This window comes from Clostridium sp. C2-6-12, from assembly GCF_009928485.1.
GTDB lineage: Bacteria > Bacillota > Clostridia > Clostridiales > Clostridiaceae > Clostridium.
Genome location: NZ_JAABNP010000044.1, coordinates 1 through 24,799, shown reverse-complemented (window position 1 = coordinate 24,799; position 24,799 = coordinate 1). Strand labels below are relative to the sequence as shown.

Annotated in this window: 18 protein-coding genes; 1 reads left to right on the top strand and 17 read right to left on the bottom strand. The window is 29.3% G+C overall.

Annotated elements, in window-relative coordinates; genetic code table 11:
- Positions 1 to 25: 25 nt before the first annotated feature.
- Together pulA and GXK56_RS24295 are read right to left on the bottom strand one after the other, a co-directional pair.
- Complete coding sequence (gene pulA, locus GXK56_RS24300; protein ID WP_160692346.1) at positions 26 to 1,999, bottom strand: type I pullulanase; 1,974 nt, start codon at positions 1,997 to 1,999, stop codon at positions 26 to 28.
- A 99-nt stretch (positions 2,000 to 2,098) separates the two neighbouring features.
- A complete protein-coding gene (locus tag GXK56_RS24295; protein WP_160692382.1) occupies positions 2,099 to 3,451 on the bottom strand; it encodes an alpha-amylase family glycosyl hydrolase in 1,353 nt (450 codons plus the stop codon).
- Positions 3,452 to 3,733: 282 nt separating this feature from the next.
- On the opposite strand from GXK56_RS24295, the gene GXK56_RS24290 reads away from it, so the two are divergent.
- Positions 3,734 to 4,231, top strand: coding sequence for a hypothetical protein (locus tag GXK56_RS24290; protein ID WP_160692344.1), 498 nt, complete (start codon positions 3,734 to 3,736; stop codon positions 4,229 to 4,231).
- Positions 4,232 to 4,336: 105 nt separating this feature from the next.
- On the opposite strand, the gene GXK56_RS24285 is transcribed toward GXK56_RS24290, so the two are convergent.
- From GXK56_RS24285 to GXK56_RS24220, 15 genes are all read right to left on the bottom strand, one after another.
- A complete protein-coding gene (locus tag GXK56_RS24285; protein WP_160692342.1) occupies positions 4,337 to 5,356 on the bottom strand; it encodes an alpha/beta hydrolase in 1,020 nt (339 codons plus the stop codon).
- Positions 5,357 to 5,540: 184 nt separating this feature from the next.
- A complete protein-coding gene (locus GXK56_RS24280) occupies positions 5,541 to 6,599 on the bottom strand; it encodes an HD domain-containing phosphohydrolase (protein ID WP_160692340.1) in 1,059 nt (352 codons plus the stop codon).
- A gap of 33 nt (positions 6,600 to 6,632) precedes the next feature.
- Positions 6,633 to 7,700 (bottom strand): HD-GYP domain-containing protein, encoded by a 1,068-nt coding sequence (locus tag GXK56_RS24275; protein WP_160692338.1) that lies wholly within the window; start codon positions 7,698 to 7,700, stop codon positions 6,633 to 6,635.
- A gap of 397 nt (positions 7,701 to 8,097) precedes the next feature.
- Complete coding sequence (locus GXK56_RS27890) at positions 8,098 to 8,256, bottom strand: hypothetical protein (RefSeq protein WP_202127936.1); 159 nt, start codon at positions 8,254 to 8,256, stop codon at positions 8,098 to 8,100.
- Positions 8,257 to 8,394: 138 nt separating this feature from the next.
- The gene (locus GXK56_RS24270) at positions 8,395 to 8,742 is read right to left on the bottom strand and encodes an arsenate reductase family protein (RefSeq protein ID WP_160692336.1); all 348 of its coding nucleotides are present in this window, start codon (positions 8,740 to 8,742) and stop codon (positions 8,395 to 8,397) included.
- A 77-nt stretch (positions 8,743 to 8,819) separates the two neighbouring features.
- On the bottom strand, positions 8,820 to 9,500 hold the full coding sequence (locus tag GXK56_RS24265; RefSeq protein WP_160692334.1) for a rhamnogalacturonan acetylesterase: 681 nt from the start codon (positions 9,498 to 9,500) through the stop codon (positions 8,820 to 8,822).
- Positions 9,501 to 9,611: 111 nt separating this feature from the next.
- Positions 9,612 to 11,057 (bottom strand): serine hydrolase domain-containing protein, encoded by a 1,446-nt coding sequence (locus GXK56_RS24260; RefSeq protein WP_160692332.1) that lies wholly within the window; start codon positions 11,055 to 11,057, stop codon positions 9,612 to 9,614.
- 109 nt (positions 11,058 to 11,166) lie between these two features.
- Positions 11,167 to 12,921: an ABC transporter ATP-binding protein gene (locus tag GXK56_RS24255; protein WP_243156245.1), complete on the bottom strand. Its 1,755-nt coding sequence runs from the start codon at positions 12,919 to 12,921 to the stop codon at positions 11,167 to 11,169.
- Positions 12,922 to 13,103: 182 nt separating this feature from the next.
- Positions 13,104 to 15,002: a family 43 glycosylhydrolase gene (locus tag GXK56_RS24250; RefSeq protein ID WP_160692330.1), complete on the bottom strand. Its 1,899-nt coding sequence runs from the start codon at positions 15,000 to 15,002 to the stop codon at positions 13,104 to 13,106.
- 45 nt (positions 15,003 to 15,047) lie between these two features.
- Positions 15,048 to 16,613, bottom strand: a complete 1,566-nt coding sequence (locus tag GXK56_RS24245; RefSeq protein WP_160692328.1) for a glycoside hydrolase 43 family protein — start codon at positions 16,611 to 16,613, stop codon at positions 15,048 to 15,050.
- Between the two features lie 211 nt (positions 16,614 to 16,824).
- The gene (locus GXK56_RS24240; protein WP_160692326.1) at positions 16,825 to 18,288 is read right to left on the bottom strand and encodes an extracellular solute-binding protein; all 1,464 of its coding nucleotides are present in this window, start codon (positions 18,286 to 18,288) and stop codon (positions 16,825 to 16,827) included.
- A 377-nt stretch (positions 18,289 to 18,665) separates the two neighbouring features.
- Positions 18,666 to 20,120, bottom strand: coding sequence for an extracellular solute-binding protein (locus GXK56_RS24235; protein WP_160692324.1), 1,455 nt, complete (start codon positions 20,118 to 20,120; stop codon positions 18,666 to 18,668).
- A gap of 154 nt (positions 20,121 to 20,274) precedes the next feature.
- Entirely contained in the window at positions 20,275 to 21,141 is an 867-nt protein-coding gene (locus GXK56_RS24230; protein ID WP_160692322.1) for a carbohydrate ABC transporter permease, read from the bottom strand.
- Positions 21,141 to 22,085 carry an ABC transporter permease subunit gene (locus GXK56_RS24225; RefSeq protein WP_243156242.1) on the bottom strand — a complete coding sequence of 315 codons (945 nt, stop codon included), beginning with the start codon at positions 22,083 to 22,085 and terminating at the stop codon, positions 21,141 to 21,143. Before GXK56_RS24225 ends, GXK56_RS24230 begins: the two co-directional genes overlap by 1 nt.
- A 400-nt stretch (positions 22,086 to 22,485) precedes the next feature.
- Positions 22,486 to 24,723: a helix-turn-helix domain-containing protein gene (locus tag GXK56_RS24220; protein WP_160692320.1), complete on the bottom strand. Its 2,238-nt coding sequence runs from the start codon at positions 24,721 to 24,723 to the stop codon at positions 22,486 to 22,488.
- Positions 24,724 to 24,799: the final 76 nt, after the last annotated feature.

Sequence of the window (24,799 nt, the reverse complement as noted above, 5' to 3'; positions counted from 1 at the left end):
ATCACCAAAAGCCTTCCTGTCTAAATCATTTTTTAATCAAAACATGTGCACTCTTTGAAGCGACAGTTATACTGTTGCCCGCTATAGGGTAAATTTCATCTACACCTGCTCTTTCCTTATTTACAAGAACACTCCAGCCGCATTCTTTTAAATCTATAAAAGCTTCTTCATCATTTGGATTAAATATTACAACTATAGTATTACATAAATTTTTTCCACTTTTATCTTCTATTTTATACACAACAACATTTTCTTTATAAAAACTCTCTCCACGCTCTAAAAAGGTTAAATTTTTCTTTATTTCTTCACTTGAATTCATTCTAAAAGCTTTATATTTCTTTCTTAATTTTATTAATCCCTTATAATATTCTACAACATCATTATAATCGTTCACTCTGCTCCAGTCTAAACTATTTACACTGTCTGGAGCATTATAGCTGTCATGATTAAAGCTGCCATCTTGATTTTTCTTAGTCCTTAAAAATTCTTCACCTGCTTGAAAAAATGGTATTCCTTGAGATGTTAATACTATAGCAGCTGCTAATTTATTCATATTCTTGCGCTTTTCTAATGATGAATCTTCGTTTGCCATAAATAATTTGTCCCACAATGTATAGTTATCATGCGCTGAAATATAATTTATGCACTGATAAGGTTCATTAGCCCATGCCCATCTTGAATAAATTACCCTGTCATAATTAATTCCTTCTTTTACAGTTGCACCAACTATACAGAATTTAATACTTTCCTCAAGACCTGTTCTTCCATTTACATATCCACGTTCATTAATATTAAATACGTGACCTTTAACTGCATCTCTTGTATCATCACTAAAAGCAGCAATCTGCATTTTCTCAAATTTTACAATATTATGTTTCGCTGCCGAATCATCCCCCTGAAGAGGAGTCCAGCCACCAGTCCAACCTTCTCCATATATTAGTATAGATGAGTCAATTTTATTAAGTTCTGTTCTAATTTGCTTCATGGTCTCCACATCATGAAGTCCCATTAAATCAAATCTGAACCCATCAATATGATATTCCTTCGCCCAATATACTACAGAATCAACAATAAGCTTTCTAACCATAAACCTTTCAGATGCCAATTCATTACCGCAACCTGATCCATTAGAAAAATTCCCATTAGAATCATGACGATAATAATATCCAGGTACCGCCAAGTTCAAATTAGAATCATGGCTTCTATAAGTATGGTTATAAACCATATCCATTACAACTCTTATGCCTGCTTTATGGAGACTTTTAACCATTTCTTTAAATTCAATTATCCTTCTTTCTCCACAAAAAGGATCTGTGGAATAGGAACCTTCTGGGGCAAAATAATTCTTTGGATCATATCCCCAATTATATTGAGCCGCATAAGGATTGCTTTCGTCAACAGTTTCATAATCAAATACAGGTAAAAGATGAACATGTGTTACACCTAAGTCTTTTAAGTAATCAATTCCTGTTTTAACATACTTCCCAGCTAAAGTAGTTCCTTGCTCACAAAAAGCAACAAATTTACCTTTTCTATCTGGTCTTATTCCTGAATTTTCATTTATTGAAAAATCCCTTACATGAACTTCATATAATACTGAACCAGTAGCACTGCTTACTTCTGGTCTTTCATCTTTGTCAAAATCTTTTGGATTGGTTGCTTTTAAATCAACAACCATTCCTCTATTACCATTAACGCCCAAAGCTTTAGCATAAGGATCTGTTACTTCTCTTTCATTTCCACTATTAGTGACCAAATAATTATAAAACTCACCCTTTAAATCTTCCTTAACTTCTATACTCCAAGTACCTTGTACTCCTCTATTCATATCTAAGATTCTTTCAGGGGCATTCGTATATACTTTACCATCCTTTCCAAACAAAGCCAATCTAACATTGTTTGCATTTGGTGCCCACAAAACAAACTTAGTACTTTCTTTTGAATATTCCATTCCTAGCTTGCCAGTATAATTATTATAATCATTATCTAATAAATTCATTATATTACTACCCCTTTGTTATTTTTTATTAAACATTCATACCTTATTCAATAAAATTCAAAATTCTACCATAAAAAATTTCAAAACTTTATAAACTATTTATGCTTTTTCAGCTTTTAATTGACTTACTATTTTTGCTGAAAATGCTGGTACTTCCAGATTTACCTTACCACCTTTAATTATAGCCCTATTTTCATCTAATAAATCAGTTCCCTTTTCAAAAGATATATTAAATTCTAAATTACTTGGCTTATCTGATAAATTTAAAATCACATAGACCTTGTCATTTTTACTTGTTCTTGAAAAAATAAGCTGCTCATTTTTCACAACAACCTGCTCATAATTTCCATATTTTAAAGCCTCACTACTAGAACGTATCTTTCCTAACTTTTTAATAAGTTCAAACAATTTTTTATTTTCCATATTAATTTTTCCTAATTCTAGTTCAGGTCTTAATGGTAGATCTGTGCCTTTTCCCTTAACCCCTTCAATACCATACTCACTTCCATAATAAATGCTAGGAATTCCAGGCATTGAATATAACAAAGTATAGGCATTATATATATATTCCGGATTTTTCAAATTGCTTGCTAATCTATTTACATCATGATTATCAACAAAATTATATAAGTATAAATCTTTATAAATTCCACCTGCTCCAAACAATCTGTTCAAAGAATATGCAATTTCAAAATAATTTTTATCATTATGACTTGAATAATTACCTTTATAACATTCATAGTTTGTTACAGAATCTAAGCTTTCAGGATTGGCCCATCTAGTATAATCTCCATGAATAACTTCTCCCATAAGCCAAAAATCTTTCTTTTTAGCTTCTGTGTATTTTTTTAATACTTTAAAAAATTCAAAATCGATACTATCAGCAGCATCTAGTCTTAATCCATCTATATCAAACTCATCTATCCATGCTCCGACTGCACATAATAGATGATCTAAAACTTCTTGATTTTTTAAGTTTAACTTAACTAAATCATAACAGCCATTCCAGCTTTGATAATTAAATTCATCTCCCATTGGACTTCTACTGTCAAAATTTAAATTTACAAACCAACTACAATACCTAGAATTTCTTCCATTCTCCTGAACATCTTTAAAAGCCCAAAACTCTCTTCCAACGTGATTAAATACTCCATCTAATACTACTTTCATATTATTTTCATGAAGCTTTTGACACAATTCTTTAAAGTCCTTATTGGTGCCAAGCCTTTTATCTATTTTATAATAATCTTTAGTATCATAACCATGATAACTTGATTCAAATACTGGTGCAAAATAAATTGCATTTACACTCATTTCCTTTAAATGAGGTATCCATTTCTCAAGCTTAACTAATCTATTTTTTTCTTCATAAATTCTACCTGGCTCTAGAACCCCGCAAAAACCAAGTGTATAAAATTGATAAAATATGCTCTCTCTAATCCATGAATTCATAATTTCATCCCCTTCTGACATATACATTATACCACTTCCATTGTAAATTTTACCATTCAATATAATTTTTATCCATACTAAATTATAGACACTTTCTCTAATTATATAAAAGTTTTTAATAATTAGAAATACATATTACCAATTTCCACTGTAAATTTAACCAAAAAAATAATACATTTCTTATTTTCATAATAATTCTGATATATAAATTAAAAAAATTAATATTTTTTCATTTTTGTTACATAATATCTAGTGAGATAATTTATAACTGGAGGCATCAAGATGAATAAAAAAGCTATAAAAATTATTATTAGTAGTTTTATTTTCATTAATCTACTATCAACGTTCCATCAAACAACGATTGCTGATGACAGTCAAAATTCTTCTGATAATAGTATAGAGACTTCAATTGAAAACATTGATAATCTTAAAGATGATAAAAAAGAAAACTTGAAGGGCTTTAGCTTGTTTGATGAAGAAAACTATAGATACCTTTCCTCAGAACAAAAGAAAGATTTATTAAATTTAAGAAAATGTAAAGAAAATGGTGAAAAGCTATCCACAGAACAAGAGCAAACTTTAAAATCAATAATAGATTGCATAATAAAAGGCAAACTTGGCAATACCGATTATAAAGAATACAAAACCTTAATTGAAAAGAAAAAAGCTAAAACTCAATTAACAGAAAAAGAAGAACTCCTATTAAAAGAATATAATGATATAATCAATGGTTACAAACTTTCTACAAAAGAAATTCTCAACCAATTTTTAAGGCAATAATTGCATCATTAATGAATAAAAATCATGTATTTTTAGCTACTCTTAAAATAACCTTAACATAAGGCACATTTTAAAGTATCTCTAATACATGATTTTTTTATAAAATTATTTTAAGTTAGTCTCATAAAATAAAAATATTTTGTTATAAACATTAAATGCGATTTCATCTTTTTCAAAATATGATTCATGTTTCGAACCCTTTATTTTAACTAACTGACAGTTTACAGCATATCTTGCAAATTTATTTTGTGCTTCTGGCTTTACATAGGTATCATACTCAGTTTGGAGTAATAGAACTGGTATTTTTACCTTTGAAGCATTTTCTTTTTTAACTAGATTTTTAGTTGCTTTTGAACTCTCTAAATACCACAAAACTGAAGACCCACCACTTTGATATGATTTATTATTTTTTATCTTTTCATATAAATATTCATATCTTCCCCTGCTGCTTGTTGCACTACTGCCAAAATCATTTTTCTCAACATAAGGTGTTTGTCCTGGAACATATCTTTTTTTCATTCCTAAATACTTCATTGATTGAGAAATCACACAAGCTAAGGTCTTTGAAATCTTTCCTGTATTTATTTCATGCATTGGAGAACTTAATACAGCTGCCTTAAAATATTCTGTATATTTTTCTAAAAATGCAGTCCCTATTCCACCTCCCATAGAATGAGCAAAAAGAAGTAATTCTTTATTATTTCCATTAGGAATAACAATTTCATCTATAAATTTTTTAAAATCCTCAACATAATAACTAAATTTTTCAACATTTATTTGTGATTCATCTATTCCAAGCCTTTGAGACTTGCCATGTCCCCTATGTTGAATAATAAAAACCGAATATCCTTCTAACATAAAATAATAAATTAGCTCATAATATTTTTCAGTACACTCTCCAAATCCGTGACAAATTACAATATTTGCTTTTGGATTTGGAGCAATAAATTTTTCATAATAAAGTTTTAAATTATTTTTTCCTAATAAATATCCATATTCTAATCTTTCTTGTAAATATGGCTCAACTTTTTGTCTCATTTCTTCTTTATAATTTTTTTCATAAATATATGATCTATTACGGCTTGAATCTGAAAATAACTCTACACCCATATTTCCTAAATCCATTAATCGGCTCCTCCAAAAACTATATTTTTAATTTTATCTTAAAATATTTTCTTTAATCAGTATAAACTTTTAATAAATCTTACTATATTTAAAATACTATTTTTAAAGTAATATGTCATCTTTTTCAACGAAAAAGAATTATCTTACAATAATTTTTCTAAGATAATTCTCCAAAATGGCTATATTAACTTAATACTAGTTCTTTTATAAATATCTCTTTATTCCTGCTTAAATCAATAAAGTTTCCATCTTTTAATATTAATGGCTTAGCTAAATCATTTGTGTTTATTTGCAATATTTTAGCTTTTTCTCCTGTATTCAATATAACATCTTCTCCCATATAATAATTTGAAATATGTTCTAAGAAGATTTTTGTATACTCATAATCTAACTTATTTAAGCTTTTCTCTTTTATTATTTCTAATATTCCAAATGGTCCTCTTTCATTTTTATATTGATCATTAGAATTTAACACATCTAATTCATCAGCAATAGCAATAATTTTAGCAAAACCATGTATTTTTTCACCTGTTATCCCAAGTGGATATCCTGACCCATCTTCCCTTTCATGATGCATAAGGACACCATAGCTTACGGACTTATCTAAATATGGAATCTCATCTACATACTTATAACCAATTTTAGCATGCTGCTTAACTATTTTATATCTATCTTCTAATAAAACATCTGATTTTTCTGGTACTTTTTGCTCTAATTTTGTCATTCCAAAATCATGCAATAAAGCTGAATATATAAGTAAATTTATTTTTGATTGCTCTAAACCAATCCATTTTCCTAAAAGAGCACTAAGTGCTGCAACATTAACTCCATGTCTATATATAGGATCTTCGCTACTTCCTTTAAATAAAACTGTACTAATTATAATTTCAGTTGAATTAAGTTCCTTTTGAATTTTTTCTGAAAAAACCCTAAGTTCATTAACTCTACTTTCTTTTGTCTTTCCAAGTTTTGAAAACATTTCTTTTAGTCCTGTACTTATTTCTTTAAATGTCTCTTCCACTTTTTGCAATTCGGCTTCCTTAGTATTTTTAGCAATTACTTCTGGTGAAATATTAACTTCAATTTTTTCTAAAAAGTATGCCTTATTCAATCTTGAAATTAATTCATCATTTACTATTGCACCTTCTCTTATTAAAAGATTACCATTCTTTATAATATCTTTAGTAATGACCATTCCTGGTTTTAATTCTTGAACACTTAAAAACTCATTATTCTCACTCATAATTTTTCTCCCTTTTATTAGCAAAAATATGCTCTATATTAATAATTCCTTAATATATAAATCCCTTTCTTTATTCAAGTCTACAAATTCACCATTCTTAATAACCAAAGGTCTTTCTAAATTATTTACATTCATTTGTATTATCTTACATCTCTCATTTGTATTTAATAAAACTTCTTCTCCCGTATAGTAATCCATTACATGTTCTATAAATATTTTTGCATATTCATAATTTAACTTTCCTAGGCTTTCATTTTTTACTATTTGAAGAGCTTCAAATGGTGGTTTCTTTTTCTTATATCCCCTATCTGAATTAATTGCATCAAAGACATCTGCTATTGCTATTATTTTAGCAAAAGGATGTATTGCTTCTGCTTTAAGACCTAGTGGATATCCTGATCCATCTTCTCTTTCATGATGCATCAAAACACCATAACTAACTGATTTATCTAGAAATTGAATTTGCTTAATGATTTGGTAACCTGCATTTGAATGAGTTTTTATATGACCAAATTCATTTTTAGATAATGGTACCTCTTTCTTTAATATCTCTCTATCAATTTTAGTTTTTCCAAAATCATGTAATATAGCTGAATAAACAAGCAAATTTAATTGTGATTTTTCCAATCCAGCCCAGCTTCCTAAAAGTCCACTTAATGCAGCAACATTAACTGCATGTCTATAAATTGAATCTGTTCCACTTCCATAAAGAACTATGTTTTTTAACACTACACTACTTGGTTTTAATTCATTTTGAATTTTTTTAGAAAATTCTCTAATTTCATTCATAGCTATACTATCTTCAGATACTATTTGCCTAAATGTTTTTTGTAGTTTGTACGATATTTCTTTAAATTCTTCTTCAATTTTTATGTATTCTTGCTCTTTTTTTATGTCTGCTTCTGTTTTCTTTTTTTCTGCCTTTTTGGTATATACTTCAACAACTCCTATAAAATACAGATTTTTTAATTTATCTATCATTTGGTTTGTTATAGGGTTGTCTTTTTTTAAGAGAATTTTTCCATTTTGCTCTACATTTTGGGCTACGATCATTCCTTCTTCTAATTGATTGAAGTTTAATCTTTTAGTTATTTTTTCCATATAATTCACACCACCACACCATAATTTCTATGTGCTAAAAATACATTATGCTAATAATTATATACTTTTAATTTTTCTCAATACTCTCAAAATAATCACATTTATAAACCAAATAGGAATAAATTAATATGATAAATAAACTGGATTTTAAAATTAAAGTTTACAAAGAAAAACAATATAAATTAATAATATATTTAATTTATTTATATTATTCTATATTTTTTATCTTTTGTCAAAACAAGTTTATATGCTACAGATTTTTTATTGCAAAAAACGTCTTTATATAATAAAAAGGGATTTTTTATGTAATACTTTTCCTAATGCGAGAAATTAGCTTAAGATGATTTATCTTAAAAGTAAAGAGGAGGACTCATTTTCCTCTTTACTTTCAAGTAATTTATTCAATTGGAGATGCTTTTGTCTTTCCTACTTTTGCCTTTCCTTGTATTTCTATAGGCACATTCTTAACATCATTTTTCTTATAATGTGTTTTATGATTGCTTTCTGTTCCATGAGGTTCACTTGGATCAGGTCTTCTCATTCCTGCTTTTGCCATTATACTCACCCTTTCCTATTAAAAATCCTTATTAAATATACTTATTTCTACATTATATATAGTTAAAATATATTCAACATTAGTATTCTGAAAAAATGAATATAGTATACATAGCTTCAACAAAACTCTCTATCCTTATTATTTGTCCTCTAGCCATTTATTCCAAACATCTATTTTATATCCAACAGTTGCTTCCTTACCATTTCTCACTACAGGCGTATTAATAACCTTTTGATTTTTTAACAAAAGTTCAGCTTTTATTTCTGCACTTCTAATATTATTAAAGTTCAATTTCGTATATTCTTTAGACTTACTATTTATGAGTTCATTAATCCCTACCGAATTTAATACGCTATTAAACTCTCCTTTACTCATAGACTTTTCATTTAAATCTATGAATTGGAATTGTATTTTTCTTTCTTTAAAATAGCGTTCTGCTTTTTTAGTATCAAAACATTTCTTTGTGCCAAATATTTGTATATTCATAAACTTATTCTTCTCCTAATTTTCTTCTTTGAATTTATAGCATAATATATTTTAAATATATAAATTCCTATTATATTTTAAGCATTTATTAATTCTTTATAAATGCCACCCAGTTCTTTTATGCCTTCTGCTACTAATCCAGCCATTACTACTGCACCTTCATATTTTAAATGTGTATTGTCTTCTAATCCTTCTATGTGAGACTGGAATTCTCCCTTTTTTAAATGCATATACCACTTCTTTGAATTTTTATCACCAGTCTTTTCCAATAACTCTTTGCTTTTTTGGCATAAGTCGATAACCGGAACATTTAATTTTTCTCCTAATTGTTTCATAGCATCTGGATATTCAAAGTGAACTTCTTCTTTAATATGTCCATCTTCTGAAAATAATCTTCTATATAATGATGTAATAAGAACTGGATGTGCTCCACAATTCTTTGCCACATCAATATAAATGTTTAAATTCTCCTGATATGTAGAAAAAGGTTTGGTGCTTCTTTCCTCATCTGGCTTTTGATCATTATGTCCAAACTGTATAAAAAGAAAGTCATCTTCTTTTAACTCTTCCTTTATTTTATCTAAAATTCCTTCATTTATAAAGCTTTTTGTACTTCTTCCATTCTTTGCAAAATTATAAATCACAACATCTTCTTTTAAATATAGAGACATAACCTGACCTATGCCTGTTTGTGGATATGAATTTATTGTGTTTTGAGCTACAGTTGAATCACCTGCCCAAAAAATTCTTTTTCTCATCGATTATCCCCCCGATTATTCAGTTAACAGTTTATTTTAATTTTTTCCATTTATATTATACTTAAATATATGGTGACAGTCACCTTATAAGCTAATTTATAGCCATTATGTTTATTTATCAGCATGCCCTACAGCTATTCCATCATAATTATTAAGAATTCCTTCAACATATTTTTTTGACGATATAGTTACAAATTCATTGTTGAAACCAATATTGACTCTTATGCTTCCTAATAATTCTCCTATTAAATTTATTTGAAAACATAATATATTTTCTGATTTCCAAGCAGCTGAAATAAGCATAGAGATTTTTAAAGTCTCCTGTTCAAATTTCTTTATCTTTCCTAATGTAAATGGAATCTTAAATTTTCCTTTAACATTTTTATACTCAATAAATCCTTCTTTATTTTCAAATGTAATTTTAAAATATTTTAATTCCATCAAATTACTTTCTAATATATACTTTTTTCCATTAATTTTGCTTATATATTGAGACTTTACTTCACCTTCTATTGGTTTAATATAAAGATTATCAATTTTTTCTTTCAATTTTATAAAGCTCTCTTCATTTTTATCTAGCATTTTATATTCTCTATTAATATAAGGAAATACTTGCTGCCAAAATGCATCGTATATATTTTGAAGACCAGTTGGATTTCCCTGAGTATCAGCTATTGTTGTAAATATCACTTTATATTGTGGCAGGCAAATAGATAACTGCCCACCCATTCCATATAATGTAAAACCACCATAACGTGATTTCCAAAATTGATATCCATATCCCTGTTGTTCATCAATGACTGATTGAATAAAAGTATCCACTTGCTTTTTTGTAGCTTCTTGAATATAAAATTTTGGTATCAGTTGCTTATCTTTATATACACCATTCTCCATGCATATATATGTTAACTTAGCTAAATCTCTCATGGTGCAAATCAAACCAGAACCACCTTGTGAAATTCCCATGGGATCTTTTAAAAACTTAGCCTCCTCAGAAAAATTTATATAATTCAATACCTTTTCTCTTAAATACTCCATAAGTGACTTTCCACTAAGTCTTTCTACAAGTGCAGACAACACATGAGTAGCTGAAGTATCATAAGAAAAAATAGTTCCCGGGTGATGCGATGGCTTTATCTTAAAAAAGGATTCCACCCAATCATTATTCTCTTCTACCTTGTACGTGGTCTTATTATGAGCAGTCCTCATTGTTAGCATATCTTCAATTGTAATTTTCTTTATATACTCATAAGCACCATCTTTAGGGAGCTTATCCTTAAAATAATCACATATATGATCAGTTATTTTTAATTTTCCTTCCTCCTGCAGTAACCCAATTGCAATTGAAGTAAAACTCTTACCTGCCGAATACATTCTATGTTGAAAATCTTTATTAAATGGCTTCCAATAACCTTCTGCAAACACTTTATCTTCTCGTATCATAAGAAAACCATGCATATTTACTTGATTATCTTCAAGCTGCTTTATAAAATTTAAAATTACTTGTGAAGGAATACCAACTTCTTCTGGTATAACTTCTTTAAATATATCATCCATACTTTACTCCTGTCTTATCCCCGCATATAGCTGAGGAATTTTAACTAACCTACCTATTTCAGATAAGCTTATAACGCTTTTCATCCTAAACTCTATACTTTTAATTAATTTAACTTTGTTGTTTTCTCAAATTATAAAATTCTTTTTTTAGTTCCATAAGTTCTTCATAACTTCCAATTTCAACACATTTTCCATCTTTTATAACTGCAATTCTATCTGCTTCTTTAATTGTTGATAATCTATGTGCAACTATAAAAGTAGTCCTTCCTTTCTTTAAATTATTAAGTGCACTTTGTATCTTTTTCTCAGAAATACTGTCAAGTGCTGAAGTTGCCTCATCTAAGACAATTACCTTTGGATTTCTTATAATAGCTCTTGCAATAGCTATTCTTTGACGTTGTCCTCCAGATAATTTCCCTCCATTTTCACCAATCCATGTATCTAAGCCTTCTGGAAGTTCCTTTATCAACTTAGAAAGATTCGCTGCTTCCACTATACTTTCTAACATTTCTTCTGAAATATCTGACATTCCATAAGTAATATTATCCCTTATTGTTCCTGAAAAAAGTATTGTATTTTGCGGTACTACTGCTAAATGCTTTCTATATGATCTTAAATCAATTTCAGTTATATCATTTCCATCTAAAAAAACTTTGCCTTTAGAGGGAAGTATAAATCCAATAATAATATTTAATATAGTAGATTTTCCTGCACCTGATTCACCAACAAAAGCTATTGTTTCTCCTTTAGCTACTTTAAGATTTAACCCATTTAATATATTTGCTTTACCATTTGGATACATATATTCAACATTTTCAAATATAAATTCTCCATCTACAGAACTTATTTTCTTCTTCTTAGAATTACGTTCAATATCATGGGCTAAAAGAATTTCTCCTACTGAATTTACAGATTCTAAGCCTTTAGATATAGTTGGTATAAGCATTATTATTGAGGATACTTGATTAACAACAGTTGTGAAATAAGTTTGATATAGCACAACATCTCCAACAGTAATTTTCCCATAATAAGCCAAGCTCCCTGTAAAGACCAAGCAGATAAGTTGAAATATTTGAAAAACTGCCCAGCTTGTTGCCCCAAATAAAGATTGTATAATATCTAAACTTAATCCTTTCTTTGATACTTTAGCCAACTGCTTATCCATTTTCCTTATTTCCTGATTTTCAAGCCCATGTGCTCTAGTTACAGGAAGCATTTCAACCATTTCCATAACCTTTGCTGAAGTTTCTTCCATTTCTATTCTAAAATCTCTATTTTTCTTTTTTATTTTCCCTCTGAAAATTACAGTTACAAAAACTGCAATAGGTACTGTCATTAAGAAAAACATAAATACAGTTTTGCTCTTATACAAAGTAACTCCTAAAGCTACTGCTAAGTTAATTATTATATTTAATGAACTTACAAATAACTGAGCAGATAAAGTTTCCACTGCCTCCACATCTCTCATGATTTTAGATTGAAGTCTGCCTGACTGCATTTCTTTATGATAAAGAATAGATAACTGTTGAAGTTTTTTTACTAAAGCACTTCTAAGCTCTGCTTCTACTTTGCGAATTGCAAGACTATGAAATTTTGTATGATAATAATTCGATAAAATATTCTGCAATACAAGCACAACCATAATGGCAACATTAATATAAATCTCATATATACTATGTTCAGCTGGGTTTGTAGCAATATTAATTATATTTGCTGTAACAATAGGTAATACCCATGCTGGAGTATGCTTGATTGCAAAACATACTGTGGATAGCATTAATTTGATATACGTTCCTTTATATAATGAAATGAGAATTTTAAAGGGACGCTTTTGATTTTCTTCATAACACTTAATTACATCCAATATTGTTCTCCTTAATTAATTAAATAATATTTTTAATATATATTCACGTGTTGTACTGGTAAAATTTAATAATATTAAAAAAATAAATAAATTCTTCGTTAGAAATAAGTTCCGTATTGTGGCATAGCCACTCCTTATATAGGTGTATATTCTCAATTGATTACTCTATTAATAACCGACAATTATTTCTTAATATTAAAGTATTCAAATTTTCCCCATAGCTCAGACTTGTTTCCTGCATAAGCATACATACCTATCATAGCTCCAGTAAATCTTTTTCCTTTTTTAAGCCCTTCATCACATAAATAGTAAACATTCGAAAGCTTTGCTACTTTAATCCATTCTTTATTTCCTGTTCTATAATAAAAAATTCTTTCCAAGTATTTTGTTTCTATTTTTAATTCTATTTCTTCTAAATTTGATATTGAAATTTTGTTTTGCTTATAATATTTATCATCAATCCACTCTTCAACATTTATTGAATATCCATTTTCTTCTCTGAAAACGCCAAATTTTAAGTAAGTATTTTCGTCATAATAACAAGTCATCCCCAAATTTTGTCCTTCAGACATATTGTTAAAATAGATTTTGCATTCTGCTGTAAAAGAAAAATCCTTTTGACGCCTTAAAACTATACTTCTACATTCTGTGTCATTCATATCTAAAACATCGCCCTTTAAATATAAGCAACTATCTTCAATATAATAAGAATTTTCTTTAGGGGCACGAGGAAACATCCAATCTAAACCTAATCTATCTTCATTAAAATCATCTATTGCTGTATTATCCCAAATATGTTCTTGAAGATTTGGTTTCTTTTGAAGAGGACTAGGTCCATTTAGATTATTTATTATTGGCCAATTATCTGCTGTCCAAGTAATTGGATCCATAGCAGTTTCTCTTCCTAGAATACTATACTTACCCTCTACCATTCTTCCACACAAATAAACAATATACCATTCTCCATTTTGTGTTTGTACAGGCTTACCATGACCAGCTCTTTGAATTGCTGCTTCTTCATCTAATTGACGTAAAATTGGATTATAAGGACAAGATTCATATGGTCCCATTAAAGTTTTAGAACGAGCTACTGAAATTCTATGTCCAATACCTGTTCCACCTTCTGCTACAAATAAATAATAATATCCATCTTTTTTTAATAAATGAGAACCTTCTGGTGCACGTTTATTATCTCCATACCACAACAACTGTGGCTTAGATATAATATTTTTAGCATCCTTATCAAGTTCAAAAATTCTAGCCCCACGATTTAAAATCATATATCGTCTTCCATCATCATCTGTAAATAAAGAGGGGTCTATTCCGTCCTCATCTAAAAATATTGGTTCACAGTATGGTCCCTCTGGTTTATCCGAGGATGTTATCATTTGTTTTCTATAAACAGTACCATTATCATTTAAACGATATGTGGCTGTAATATAAAATCTTCCTTCATAATATGAAATATCTGGAGCCCAATATCCTCTTCCCCCTTCCAACTCATCAAGGTGAGCATATTCTGGTTTTGTAATAGCATGTCCAACAATATGCCAATTAACTAAATCCTTAGAATGAGAAATAGGAATGCAAGGAAAGAAAATGAAAGAGGAATTTACCATATAATAATCCTCTCCAACTCTTAAAATAGATGGATCTGGATGTGTTCCTGTAATTATTGGGTTTTTATACATACCTGATAATTTTGCACCACAGACACTTTCAAAATATTTTTCCACATCTCCAGCTCCATATAAATTGGCTTCTTCATATGGGGTAATTCTATTTTTATCTCCATGTAATATAGACATTCCAACTCTTTCTACAAGATAACGCGCTAATTCTACGTTATTGCTACGCACTGCATAATGTAAAATTGTTCTATTCTCTTTGTCTACTACATTCATACTAGCTCGTGTATACTCAACAATATATTTTACTATTTCAAGATTTCCTGTTTGTGCTGCTATAAATGGTGCCCATACGCCTTCTTCATCTTTTTCCTCTATGGCATTAGGATTTTCCATATTAATCTTTTTAACTTCATCAATATTTCTAAGCTTAATTGCTTCAATAATGTTCATATATATTTCCTACTTTCATTTCAACAAATTAATTTATATTTTTCGTTATTTATCTATTTTACTAACCTTAAAATAAGAAAAATTAACATAACCATTTTTCTGTTCCATTCCATCTGCAACAGCAAAAATCCCTATTTTGGCTCCAACCCAAGTTCCCTTTTGGGGTAAAAAATCCTTCTCTGCCTTGTTCCAGTTATCTCCGTCTATACTATAATAGAATGTACATTTTCTATCACTATTAAATTCCATTCTAAAATAAATTTCACTGTTATTTACGCAAGGTATTCTCTCAATTATATTTTCAAATTGCTTTTTATCTTCTCCAACTGATTCAAGGCATATTATATTTATTTCTTGTTGTGTACGTTCTACACACATACTCGCATATTCTCCCCCAACAATCACCATTCCAGCCCTTGCGTCAACTGATAAATTGGAAAAATCCATTTTTGTTTCCGCAACAAATTCAGGGCATACCACCTTTTGAGTCAATACATTAGCACTATTCCAAATAACAGCTTTTTCCTCACCTGTAGTATTTAAATTATATAAACGTAAATTTCCTGGCTTATCATTTAATGAATAAAATTCATGTTGTGAATTTGCCATCCACTGCCATTGAAGCTTCAAAGATTCACTTGTAAAATCATCACTAGTGTCAGGTTCACATGGTTCAACTATAGAACATCCATCAGGCTTTTTGAAGATTGTAACAGGTTCGCCTATGCCATCTCCATTATTATCTATTCCAATGATAGGCCATCCACTTTCCCATTTTACTGGTTGCAAGTGACAAATTCTTCCGTATACACGTTTATCTTGAAAATGAATAAACCATTCTTCTCCAGACAACGTATCTACTAAACCACCTTGATGTGGTCCATTTATCTCCGTATCCCCTTGATGCATAACAATTTTTTCTTCATATGGCCCGTAAATATTTTTACTTCTTAATGCAGTCTGCCATCCTACAGCAACACCACCAGCTGGAGCAAGAATGTAGTACATTCCATTTCTCTTATAAATCTTAGGACCTTCTATAGTTGGCTGTGTTTCAGTTCCATCAAATATAAACTTATCTTTACTAATAGCTTTTTTTCCATCAGGACTCATTTCAAAAACTCCAAGCTTACTTTTAAAACCTATTCTGCTTTTAGCATATGCATGAACTATATATGCTCTTCCATCTTCATCCCATAAAGGACATGGATCTATAAATCCTTTGCCTTCCCATATGCAAGTTAATGGCGACCATTCTCCCAACGGATCTTCTGCATTTGTCATAAATATCCCTTCATCAGGCATTCCTACAAATATCCAAAATTTATTATCATGATATCTTATACTAGGTGCCCATATACCTCTTCCATGAGCTGGTCTTTTATAATCGTCATAAGGTATTTCTTTTACTGCATAATTTACAAGAGACCAATTTACTAAATCCTTTGAAGTTAAAATTGGCAGACCAGGAATATAATTAAAGCTTGATGCAGTCATATAAAAGGTATCATTAACTCTTATAACATCTGGATCAGAATAATCTGTATGTAATATTGGATTTTTATACATTCCATTTCCTAAATCAGCTTTCCATAAAATATCTTTATTCATATTTCCTCCTAAAATGTAACATCTAAAGATCTATGATGCTTTTTATTATTGTAATTATAGATTTGTTATTTTTCAGTGGAGCATTGAAAGTTAATAATTAAGAGCAAAAGTAAATTTTCATATCTTAACTATCAATTCTATGCAACTACAATAGGGAAATACGATAAGCACACATCTATACTTATCGCTTTCCCTTTTCTATGGATGCTTACTACTTGCTTCCATTCATTTCTTTAATTACTTCATCGATTCCTAAATTTTTTGCCTCACTTTCATAAGCTTTTAAGCCTTCGTCCACACTTGTTTTTCCCATAACAATTGAAGCTATACTCTTTGCTTTTAATTTTGTTAAATCTCCATTAATTTTTGCTAATTTCTTAGATACTGGTCTAGTTAATGATTGAACTCCATATTTTGCCAATATTTCATTGGCTGCAGTAACTCTTTTATCTACTATTATATTCTTAGTTTTCTCTTTTAAAGGAGTTATAGCTCCATATGGTGCATAAAATGATTTTTGAAGTACTTCCTTTGGATTTTCAGGATTTGCAAGCATAGTTACATGATCTCCATCTTGTTTCCAATGAACACCTTCTGCTCCATATTGGAATAACATTTGCCCTTCTCCTCCATCATGCATATATTGCACAAAGTATTTGAATACACCTTCAACATTCTTACATTCCTTTGAAATACAAGTAACTGCAGGAACTCTAAGTAAATAATTTTTTGATTCTTTTATTGGTGGAATTGCTACTATTTCCGCTGTTGGAACATTAGTTTTTACTCTATCATCAAGTTGAGGTGCCCAATTTGCTCCCCAATAATTAAATGCTCCAACACTACCTGAGAACCATTTATCACGGCAAGTAGACGTAGTGTTAGTTACAACTTCTTGATCAAGCAAACCTTCACTATATGCATCTTGTAATCTTTTTAATGCAGCTTTCATATTTGGTTGTGATAAACCATCTACCCATTTCCCATCTACCTTAGTGAATTCTGGAGTTGCATCTTGATAAAAGTCTTTTAAATATGTTACAGCCATATCTTCATATAACTTAGCTCCAGTTACAGGAATTTTACATTCTGGAAGTGTTTTAAATGCTTTTAGCATATTAATATATTCATCGTATGTTGTTGGAATTTTTAAGCCAAGCTTGTCTAACCAGTCTTTACGTACATACGTAACAGTACCTTGATTTAATTCAAATGGTACACCATATATCTTTCCATCTATAGTAACACTATCCCAAGCCGCTTTATTTTCATCAGTAATTAATCCTGAATTCTTTACTAAATCAGTTAAATCTGCTAGTGCTCCTTGCGATGCATAACGTGGAAGTTCATCTTCTCCAGCTAAATTAAATACATCTGGTGCCTTTTTACTTGCAAAAGCAAGTTCAAGATTCTGTTTATAATCATTATTATTCATTGGCGTAAAATCTAGTTCAATACCTGTTTTCTTAGTAAAATCAGCCTTCCACTCCTCATATTTCTGCTGAGCACTAAGACCAACATTAATATACCACATGATCTTGTCAGGTTTTTTTACCTCTTTGCTGCTTTGTGCTGCTGAACTTCCTGAACTCTTTGCTGCACATCCTGCAAGCGCTGACATTGACATTACTGTTGCTACTCCCAAAGCAACAAGGATTTTAACTCTTTTTTTCATAAATATCCTCCCTTTTGTGCTATTCACAATATATTATATTTATTTGATAGTTAATTACAAATTAAGTTTTAATTTGTATAATTAATTTTAACAATTATAATGCTAAATCTTTGCTAATACTAATTCATTTATCCTTGTTTTAATTTTATTTGCTTTGGTAACCTTAATAGTAAAAACTAAGCTTCGTATAAGATCACAAAACACGTGTATCGTTTTCATATTCTGTAAAAAAATATCCCTAAAATTTAATTTAAAAAATCATTTTGCTTTACAATAATTATATTTTACTAATAGCTAGTCCATTAGGTATATATTGTATAAACACCTAACAGACCAACTTATATAGATCTTAATATTTTAATTACACTTGATTATTGTTACTTAGCCTCATTCATTTCTTTTAGTACTTCATCAATACCTAAATTCTTAGATTCACTTGCGTAAGTCTTTAATCCTTCATCAATAGATGTTTTCCCCATAACAATTGCAGCTATAGTTTTTGCTTTTAATTTTGTTAAGTCACCATTAATTTTAGTTAATTTCTTAGATGTAGGTTGAGGAATTTGTTGCTCACCATATTTTTTTAATAACTCTAAACTCTTAGTTACTCTTTCATCATACACTACACTCTTAGTCTTATCTTTCATTGGTGTTAAACGAGCATATGCTGGATTAAATGCACCTGGAAGTGCTTCTTTTGGATTTTGTGGATTTGGAAGCATTGTTGCATGATCTCCATCTTGTTTCCAGTGAACACCTTCAACTCCATTTTCAAATAACACTTGTCCTTCTCCACCATCATGCATATATTGTATGAAGTATTTAAATACGCCCGGAATATTTTTACAATCCTTTGAAATACAAGTAACAGCTGGGACACGAATATTATATTTAAGTTCTTTTATAGCAGGAAGTGCTACTACTTGCGCAGTAGGAACATTAGCTTTTAATCTATCTTCTAGAGATTGATTCCATGTACCTGCCCAATAATTGAATACTCCAACTCCTCCTGCATACCATTTATCACGAGCAGCTGATGTAGTATTTGTGATAATTTCTTGATCAATTAATCCATCTGCATATGCATCCTTCATTCTTTGAAGTGCAGCTTTAGTATTATCTTGAGCTAGACCATCTACCCACTTGTCTCCTACCTTAGTGAATTCTGGAGTAGCATCTTGGTAAAAGTCTTTTAAATAAGTAACAGCTCCATCTTCAAATAATTTAGCTCCAGTGAAAGGCACTTTACATTCTGGAAGTGTTTTAAATGCTTTTAACATCTTAATATACTCATCATAATTAGTTGGTACCTTTAAACCAAGCTTATCCAACCAATCTTTACGTACATATGTTACAGTACCTGTATTGGCTTCCCATGGTACCCCATATATCTTTCCATTAATCGTTACTCCATCCCAAACCGCTTTATTTTCATCAGTAATTAATCCTGATGCTTTTACTAACTCTGTTAAATCAGCTAATGCACCTTGAGATGCATAACGTGGAAGATCATCTGCACCAGCTAAGTTAAGTACGTCTGGTGCTTTTTTACTTGCAAAGGCAAGTTCAAGATTTTGTTTATAATCATTATTATTCATTGGAGTATAATCCAATTCAATACCTGTTTTCTTTTTGTATTCATCTTTCCATTCTTCATATTTTTGTTCTGAGTTAAGACCTACATTAATATACCATGAAATCTTATCTGGTTTAGCAGCATCTTTTGCACTCACTGCAGTGGAACCACCTTTATTGCCACATCCAACTAATGTTGTCATTGTCATTACAGTAGCTAACCCCAAAGCCACTAATACTCCTGCTCTTTTTTTCATTAATATCCTCCTCTTGTGCATTGCACTATCTAGTCTTTTTGTAATATTTAAATTCAAATTTGTAATTATTTATGTTTTTATTTGAATTTATTCAGCAATTTAAAATTAAATTAATATTCTTTATTACAATATATCAATGAGTAAAATCAATATATTATTCTTTTACTCCTCCAAGTGTTACTCCCTTTTGGAAATACTTTTGAATGAATGGATATACTGCTAAAAATGGAGCCATTACAACAATAATAACAGCACTCTTAAGCATGTCACCTGAAACTAGAGATTGAGATGTTCCTACCGCTTGATCCATTAATACCAATTGTCTTACTTTTAATTGAAAGTTTTGCAACATAGGATCTTGAATATATAATTGGAAATGCATAAAATCATTCCACATTGCAACTGCAATAAATAATCCAATAGATGCTAAAGCTGGTTTTGATAAAGGAAGTACTATTCTCCAAAAGATTCCTATTGGCGTACATCCATCTAATTCTGCTGCTTCATAAAGTGCTTGAGGAATTGTTTGGAAGAAACTCTTCATTAAAATGATATTATATGCTGTTAATGTTACTGGTATAATTACCGCTATAAAGTTATTCATTAATCCTAAATAAGATACTGTTAAATATGTTGGAATTAATCCTCCATTAAATAACATTGTAAATAATATCATATTTACAAAGAATCTATTTCCAGGCATATTTTTTTGAATAATAACATATGCTGCTAAGGTTGTTAATAATAAACCTACTGCTGTCCCTATAATTGTTGTAACTAATGATATAATAAATGGTTTAAAAAGATCTTGTCTGCTTAATATTTGTTCATATGCACCAAAATCGAATTGTTTAGGCCATATACGCATTTGAGCTGACGCAGATGGATCAACAGAATCTACAAATACTTTTAATACAGGAATGATCATAGCAAGCATAAAAATCACTAAGAATGTATATGCAAAAATTAAAAATATTGCTCTTGATCTATGACCCTTTTTAAAAGAAAACTTTTCATTCATTATATAATTCCCTCCCCTGTTACCTTCTTGCTTACTTTATTAGTAATTAAAACTAATACTACTGAAATAACAGACTTAAATAAACCTGCTGCTGTAGATAATCCATAGTCTGAATTTTCAACACCTATACGATATACATATGTTTGTATTACATCAGCTTTATCTAAAACCATTGCATTTTGTAATACCCAAACTGATTCAAATAAATTAAGTACTTTTGCTAATTCTAATATAAATACAACTAATATTGTATTTCTGATTGCTGGTAAGGTAATATGCAATACTCTTTGAAATCTAGTAGCACCATCGATAGTTGCTGCTTCATGCATAGATGGGTCCACACCTGATAATGCTGCAATAAAGATTATTGTTCCCCATCCAGTACCTTTCCAACGTTCAATAAATAAGAATACTGGTGTCCACCAGTGCTCGTCTGCTAAAAAGTAAATTGAATCAACACCAAATAAACCAAGAAATGCATTAACAATACCATCTTGTGGTGATAAAATTAATGAAAATACTGATGCTATTACTACCCATGAAAGAAAGTGTGGAATATAAATTATAGTTTGTGTTAATTTTTTAAAATGCTTTCCTCTCACTTCATCAATAAGTAAAGCTAGTCCTACAGAACATATCATACCTAACACTAAGTTTAATAAACTAATGTATAACGTATTTCCAAATGCCCTTATAAATGCTGTACTTTGAAATAATGTTTTAAAATTATCAAATCCGACAAACTCATTAACTCCAAATAATCCCCAATCAAAGAAAGCTATTAAAATACCAACCATTGGAATATAATTAAATACTAAGAATGCTATAAATACCGGAAGAAACATAAGATAAAAATACCTATACTGGTATATTCTTGTTTTCAATGAAGTTTTATTTCTTTCTATACTTTTCGCTGCCATTTCATTTTTTGTAGCTTGAACCATTATTTTACCTCCTACTTATACTAATATTTATTTTATTTTCCTTCATGTCTTATGTAGTTTAATTAAATCTAATCATCCTCTCTAAGTTATAATATCTTAATTTTAATAAAGAACTTATGTATATTTTTGTTAACGTGAACAGAACCAATTGAAACGCTTTTCACATGCTTATATTAACATTCCAAATTTTAAAATAAAAGATACAATCCTTTACATTTGAAATTTTGTTCCTTTTGGTGTTTTTAATTTATATATCTCCCATTAAATCCAACTCTTGATATATATTGCACATAACAAGGTACAATTTATAATCTAGGATTAATATTACAACCTATACATTAAAATAGAGCCATATATAAGTTTATCTTATATATAGCTCTATTTTTAATTTATTCTTATACTACTTATTAATATTTCTTAATTCTTTTGGACTAATTCCTTTGACTTTCTTAAATGCTCTCCTGAAAGATTGTACACTATTGTACCCAACTTTTTCAGATATAGCATTTATTGTATCATTTGAATTTTCTAAAAGCTTACACGCACTGTCTATTCTTACCTTCTCTACATAGTCAGCAAAATTAATCCCCATACTTCCTTTAAAAATTGTTGATACATATCCCTCTGAAATATTAAATTTCGAAGCAATCAAAGCAAGTCCTAGATTTGAATTCATATATTGTTCATCTATATAACTAACGATTTTTTGAATCAGCTTATTTTGGGTAACTGTCTTTTTTTTCTGCATTTCCTTACATAAATGATGGAATATGAACTTCAATTGTGTAAAATATGTATCTTTTTTAATATTTTGTTCCTTAATTATTTCATTTATTTTATTAATCTCATCTTCTAGTACATCTGGCAAAATAAAATTAGAAGAAATTGTTGACATGATTCGGTTATGAAGCTCTAACATCATATTACCACTAATATTTCTCCTACTAAAATTCTCATTTTCAAGTATATCTATTAAAGAATCAATATTATTCATATCAGCTGCTCGTACACTATTAATAATTTTTTCTTGAAATAATTCTGGATAATAAATTTCATCTTTTTCATCTAATTCTTTGCTATATTTTGTAACTCTTTGCTTTTCATAATTTAAACTTGCCACCTTAGCTTCTTCACATGCACGCCATATATCTAAAATATTTTTACATATACAGCTTATTCCCCATGCTGAATCCACAGAATATTCCTTTAGCATTAATTCATGTATTTCCTCCACTAACCTTTTAACATTATCTGCTTGAGTATCTTCATTAATATGGAATATTGCTAAAGTAGTTAAATAATCCCGTTCATAGAACCATACTGTGTCTTTTGCTCTTTCCATAATATGCTTTTGTATCAAATGGAATAACACTTGCACTTCTGATAATGTTTGAGAATCTACATCATAAAGGTCATTGTTTAAAAATAAACGAAATGATACCACTCTAAATTTTGTACAATTGATTTCAATTCCAACTTTTTTTGCTAGAATATTTACTTCCTTATCATTTACAAAATCACCTTTTACTAGTTTAGTCAAAAATTCATGTTTTAACATTGGTTTGTCAAGTTCAATTTCTTCTAAAAGTTCTCTATTATTCTGAACAATTTTAGATACTATCCCTCCAAGATTTTTAAAATTTCTAGGGATATTATCTTCCAAATATATGTTAAACATTTCATTAATTGGCTTTCCCTTTATAATAGACATATATAAAGCTAATCCAATACCTAGCGCTAATGCAAAAAATATTATTACACCTACTAAAAGTGTTAATTTATTTAATTTTTCCATAGCAATTTTTTCTGGAATTACTACTATAAATGACAAGTCAGTTACATTTGATTTAGATGTAATTATATATAATCCATTATCGTTAATAAGTCCTTCTTTAGGCAAATCAAAAGTATCTATTTCCCCTTTATATTTACCAAAATCTTCTGACCAAATCAATTCTTTGTTATTATTATAAATAAAAACTGAACGTTCATTGGATTTGCCATGAAAATTAAGGACCTTTTTCAGTTCAGCTTCATTTATATTAAATACAATTGCACCTACTATATCTCCATTTATTTCAGTTGAAAAAGGCTTAATATATTGAAGATTTCCATTAATATTAGTATAGTATGGTATATGTACCTTATTATTAGTACAAATCTCCTTCAAATCATTTAAAGAAATATTATTTCTATTTTTTATGCTATTTTCAAAATCATCTGATTTATACAAAGCATTTTGATATATAACATAGTTGGAATTGTTCATATAAACATATGAATCTTCTACAATATTAACTCCTTGATAGCGCATTAAATTATAATATTCATCAATTGCTAATGATGCATCTTCCATAAAGGAGCTATCTACCTTCTTTTTTTCTGCCAAATCACATATTCTACCATCTTGTGAAATTTGCAAAGCTTTCGACTCCATAGCTTTACATTGAATGTCAAGCAAGCTCTTACTATGGCTAAGCATTGTAGTATTAGATTCACTAATATCTTGTTCCGTCACATCAAAAGCAGCTTTAAATCCACAAAGGAGTATTATAAGGGGCAGAATCAACACGACTGTATACGATAACAAAAATTGAACAATCAAATTATTTAAATAAATATTTTTTAGCTTATTCATATTTCTCCCCCCCAAAAAATATACGATCTGTTAAGTTATATGAACATTGCGCTTCTCAACCTTAGGAAATACAATA

Coding starts and splice junctions, on each gene's coding strand:
- GXK56_RS24225 (WP_243156242.1), bottom strand. CDS start 22,085: ATGGTTCAAGCTACAAAAAATGAAATGGCAGCGAAAAGTATAGAAAGA.
- GXK56_RS24235 (WP_160692324.1), bottom strand. CDS start 20,120: ATGAAAAAAAGAGCAGGAGTATTAGTGGCTTTGGGGTTAGCTACTGTA.
- GXK56_RS24285 (WP_160692342.1), bottom strand. CDS start 5,356: ATGGATTTAGGAAATATGGGTGTAGAGTTATTTTCAGATTCAAGCCGT.
- GXK56_RS24280 (WP_160692340.1), bottom strand. CDS start 6,599: ATGAGTGAGAATAATGAGTTTTTAAGTGTTCAAGAATTAAAACCAGGA.
- pulA (WP_160692346.1), bottom strand. CDS start 1,999: ATGAATTTATTAGATAATGATTATAATAATTATACTGGCAAGCTAGGA.
- GXK56_RS24295 (WP_160692382.1), bottom strand. CDS start 3,451: ATGAATTCATGGATTAGAGAGAGCATATTTTATCAATTTTATACACTT.
- GXK56_RS24260 (WP_160692332.1), bottom strand. CDS start 11,057: ATGGATGATATATTTAAAGAAGTTATACCAGAAGAAGTTGGTATTCCT.
- GXK56_RS24245 (WP_160692328.1), bottom strand. CDS start 16,613: ATGAATAAAGATATTTTATGGAAAGCTGATTTAGGAAATGGAATGTAT.
- GXK56_RS24220 (WP_160692320.1), bottom strand. CDS start 24,723: ATGAATAAGCTAAAAAATATTTATTTAAATAATTTGATTGTTCAATTT.
- GXK56_RS24240 (WP_160692326.1), bottom strand. CDS start 18,288: ATGAAAAAAAGAGTTAAAATCCTTGTTGCTTTGGGAGTAGCAACAGTA.
- GXK56_RS24265 (WP_160692334.1), bottom strand. CDS start 9,500: ATGAGAAAAAGAATTTTTTGGGCAGGTGATTCAACTGTAGCTCAAAAC.
- GXK56_RS24275 (WP_160692338.1), bottom strand. CDS start 7,700: ATGGAAAAAATAACTAAAAGATTAAACTTCAATCAATTAGAAGAAGGA.
- GXK56_RS24230 (WP_160692322.1), bottom strand. CDS start 21,141: ATGAATGAAAAGTTTTCTTTTAAAAAGGGTCATAGATCAAGAGCAATA.
- GXK56_RS24290 (WP_160692344.1), top strand. CDS start 3,734: ATGAATAAAAAAGCTATAAAAATTATTATTAGTAGTTTTATTTTCATT.
- GXK56_RS27890 (WP_202127936.1), bottom strand. CDS start 8,256: ATGGCAAAAGCAGGAATGAGAAGACCTGATCCAAGTGAACCTCATGGA.
- GXK56_RS24250 (WP_160692330.1), bottom strand. CDS start 15,002: ATGAACATTATTGAAGCAATTAAGCTTAGAAATATTGATGAAGTTAAA.
- GXK56_RS24270 (WP_160692336.1), bottom strand. CDS start 8,742: ATGAATATACAAATATTTGGCACAAAGAAATGTTTTGATACTAAAAAA.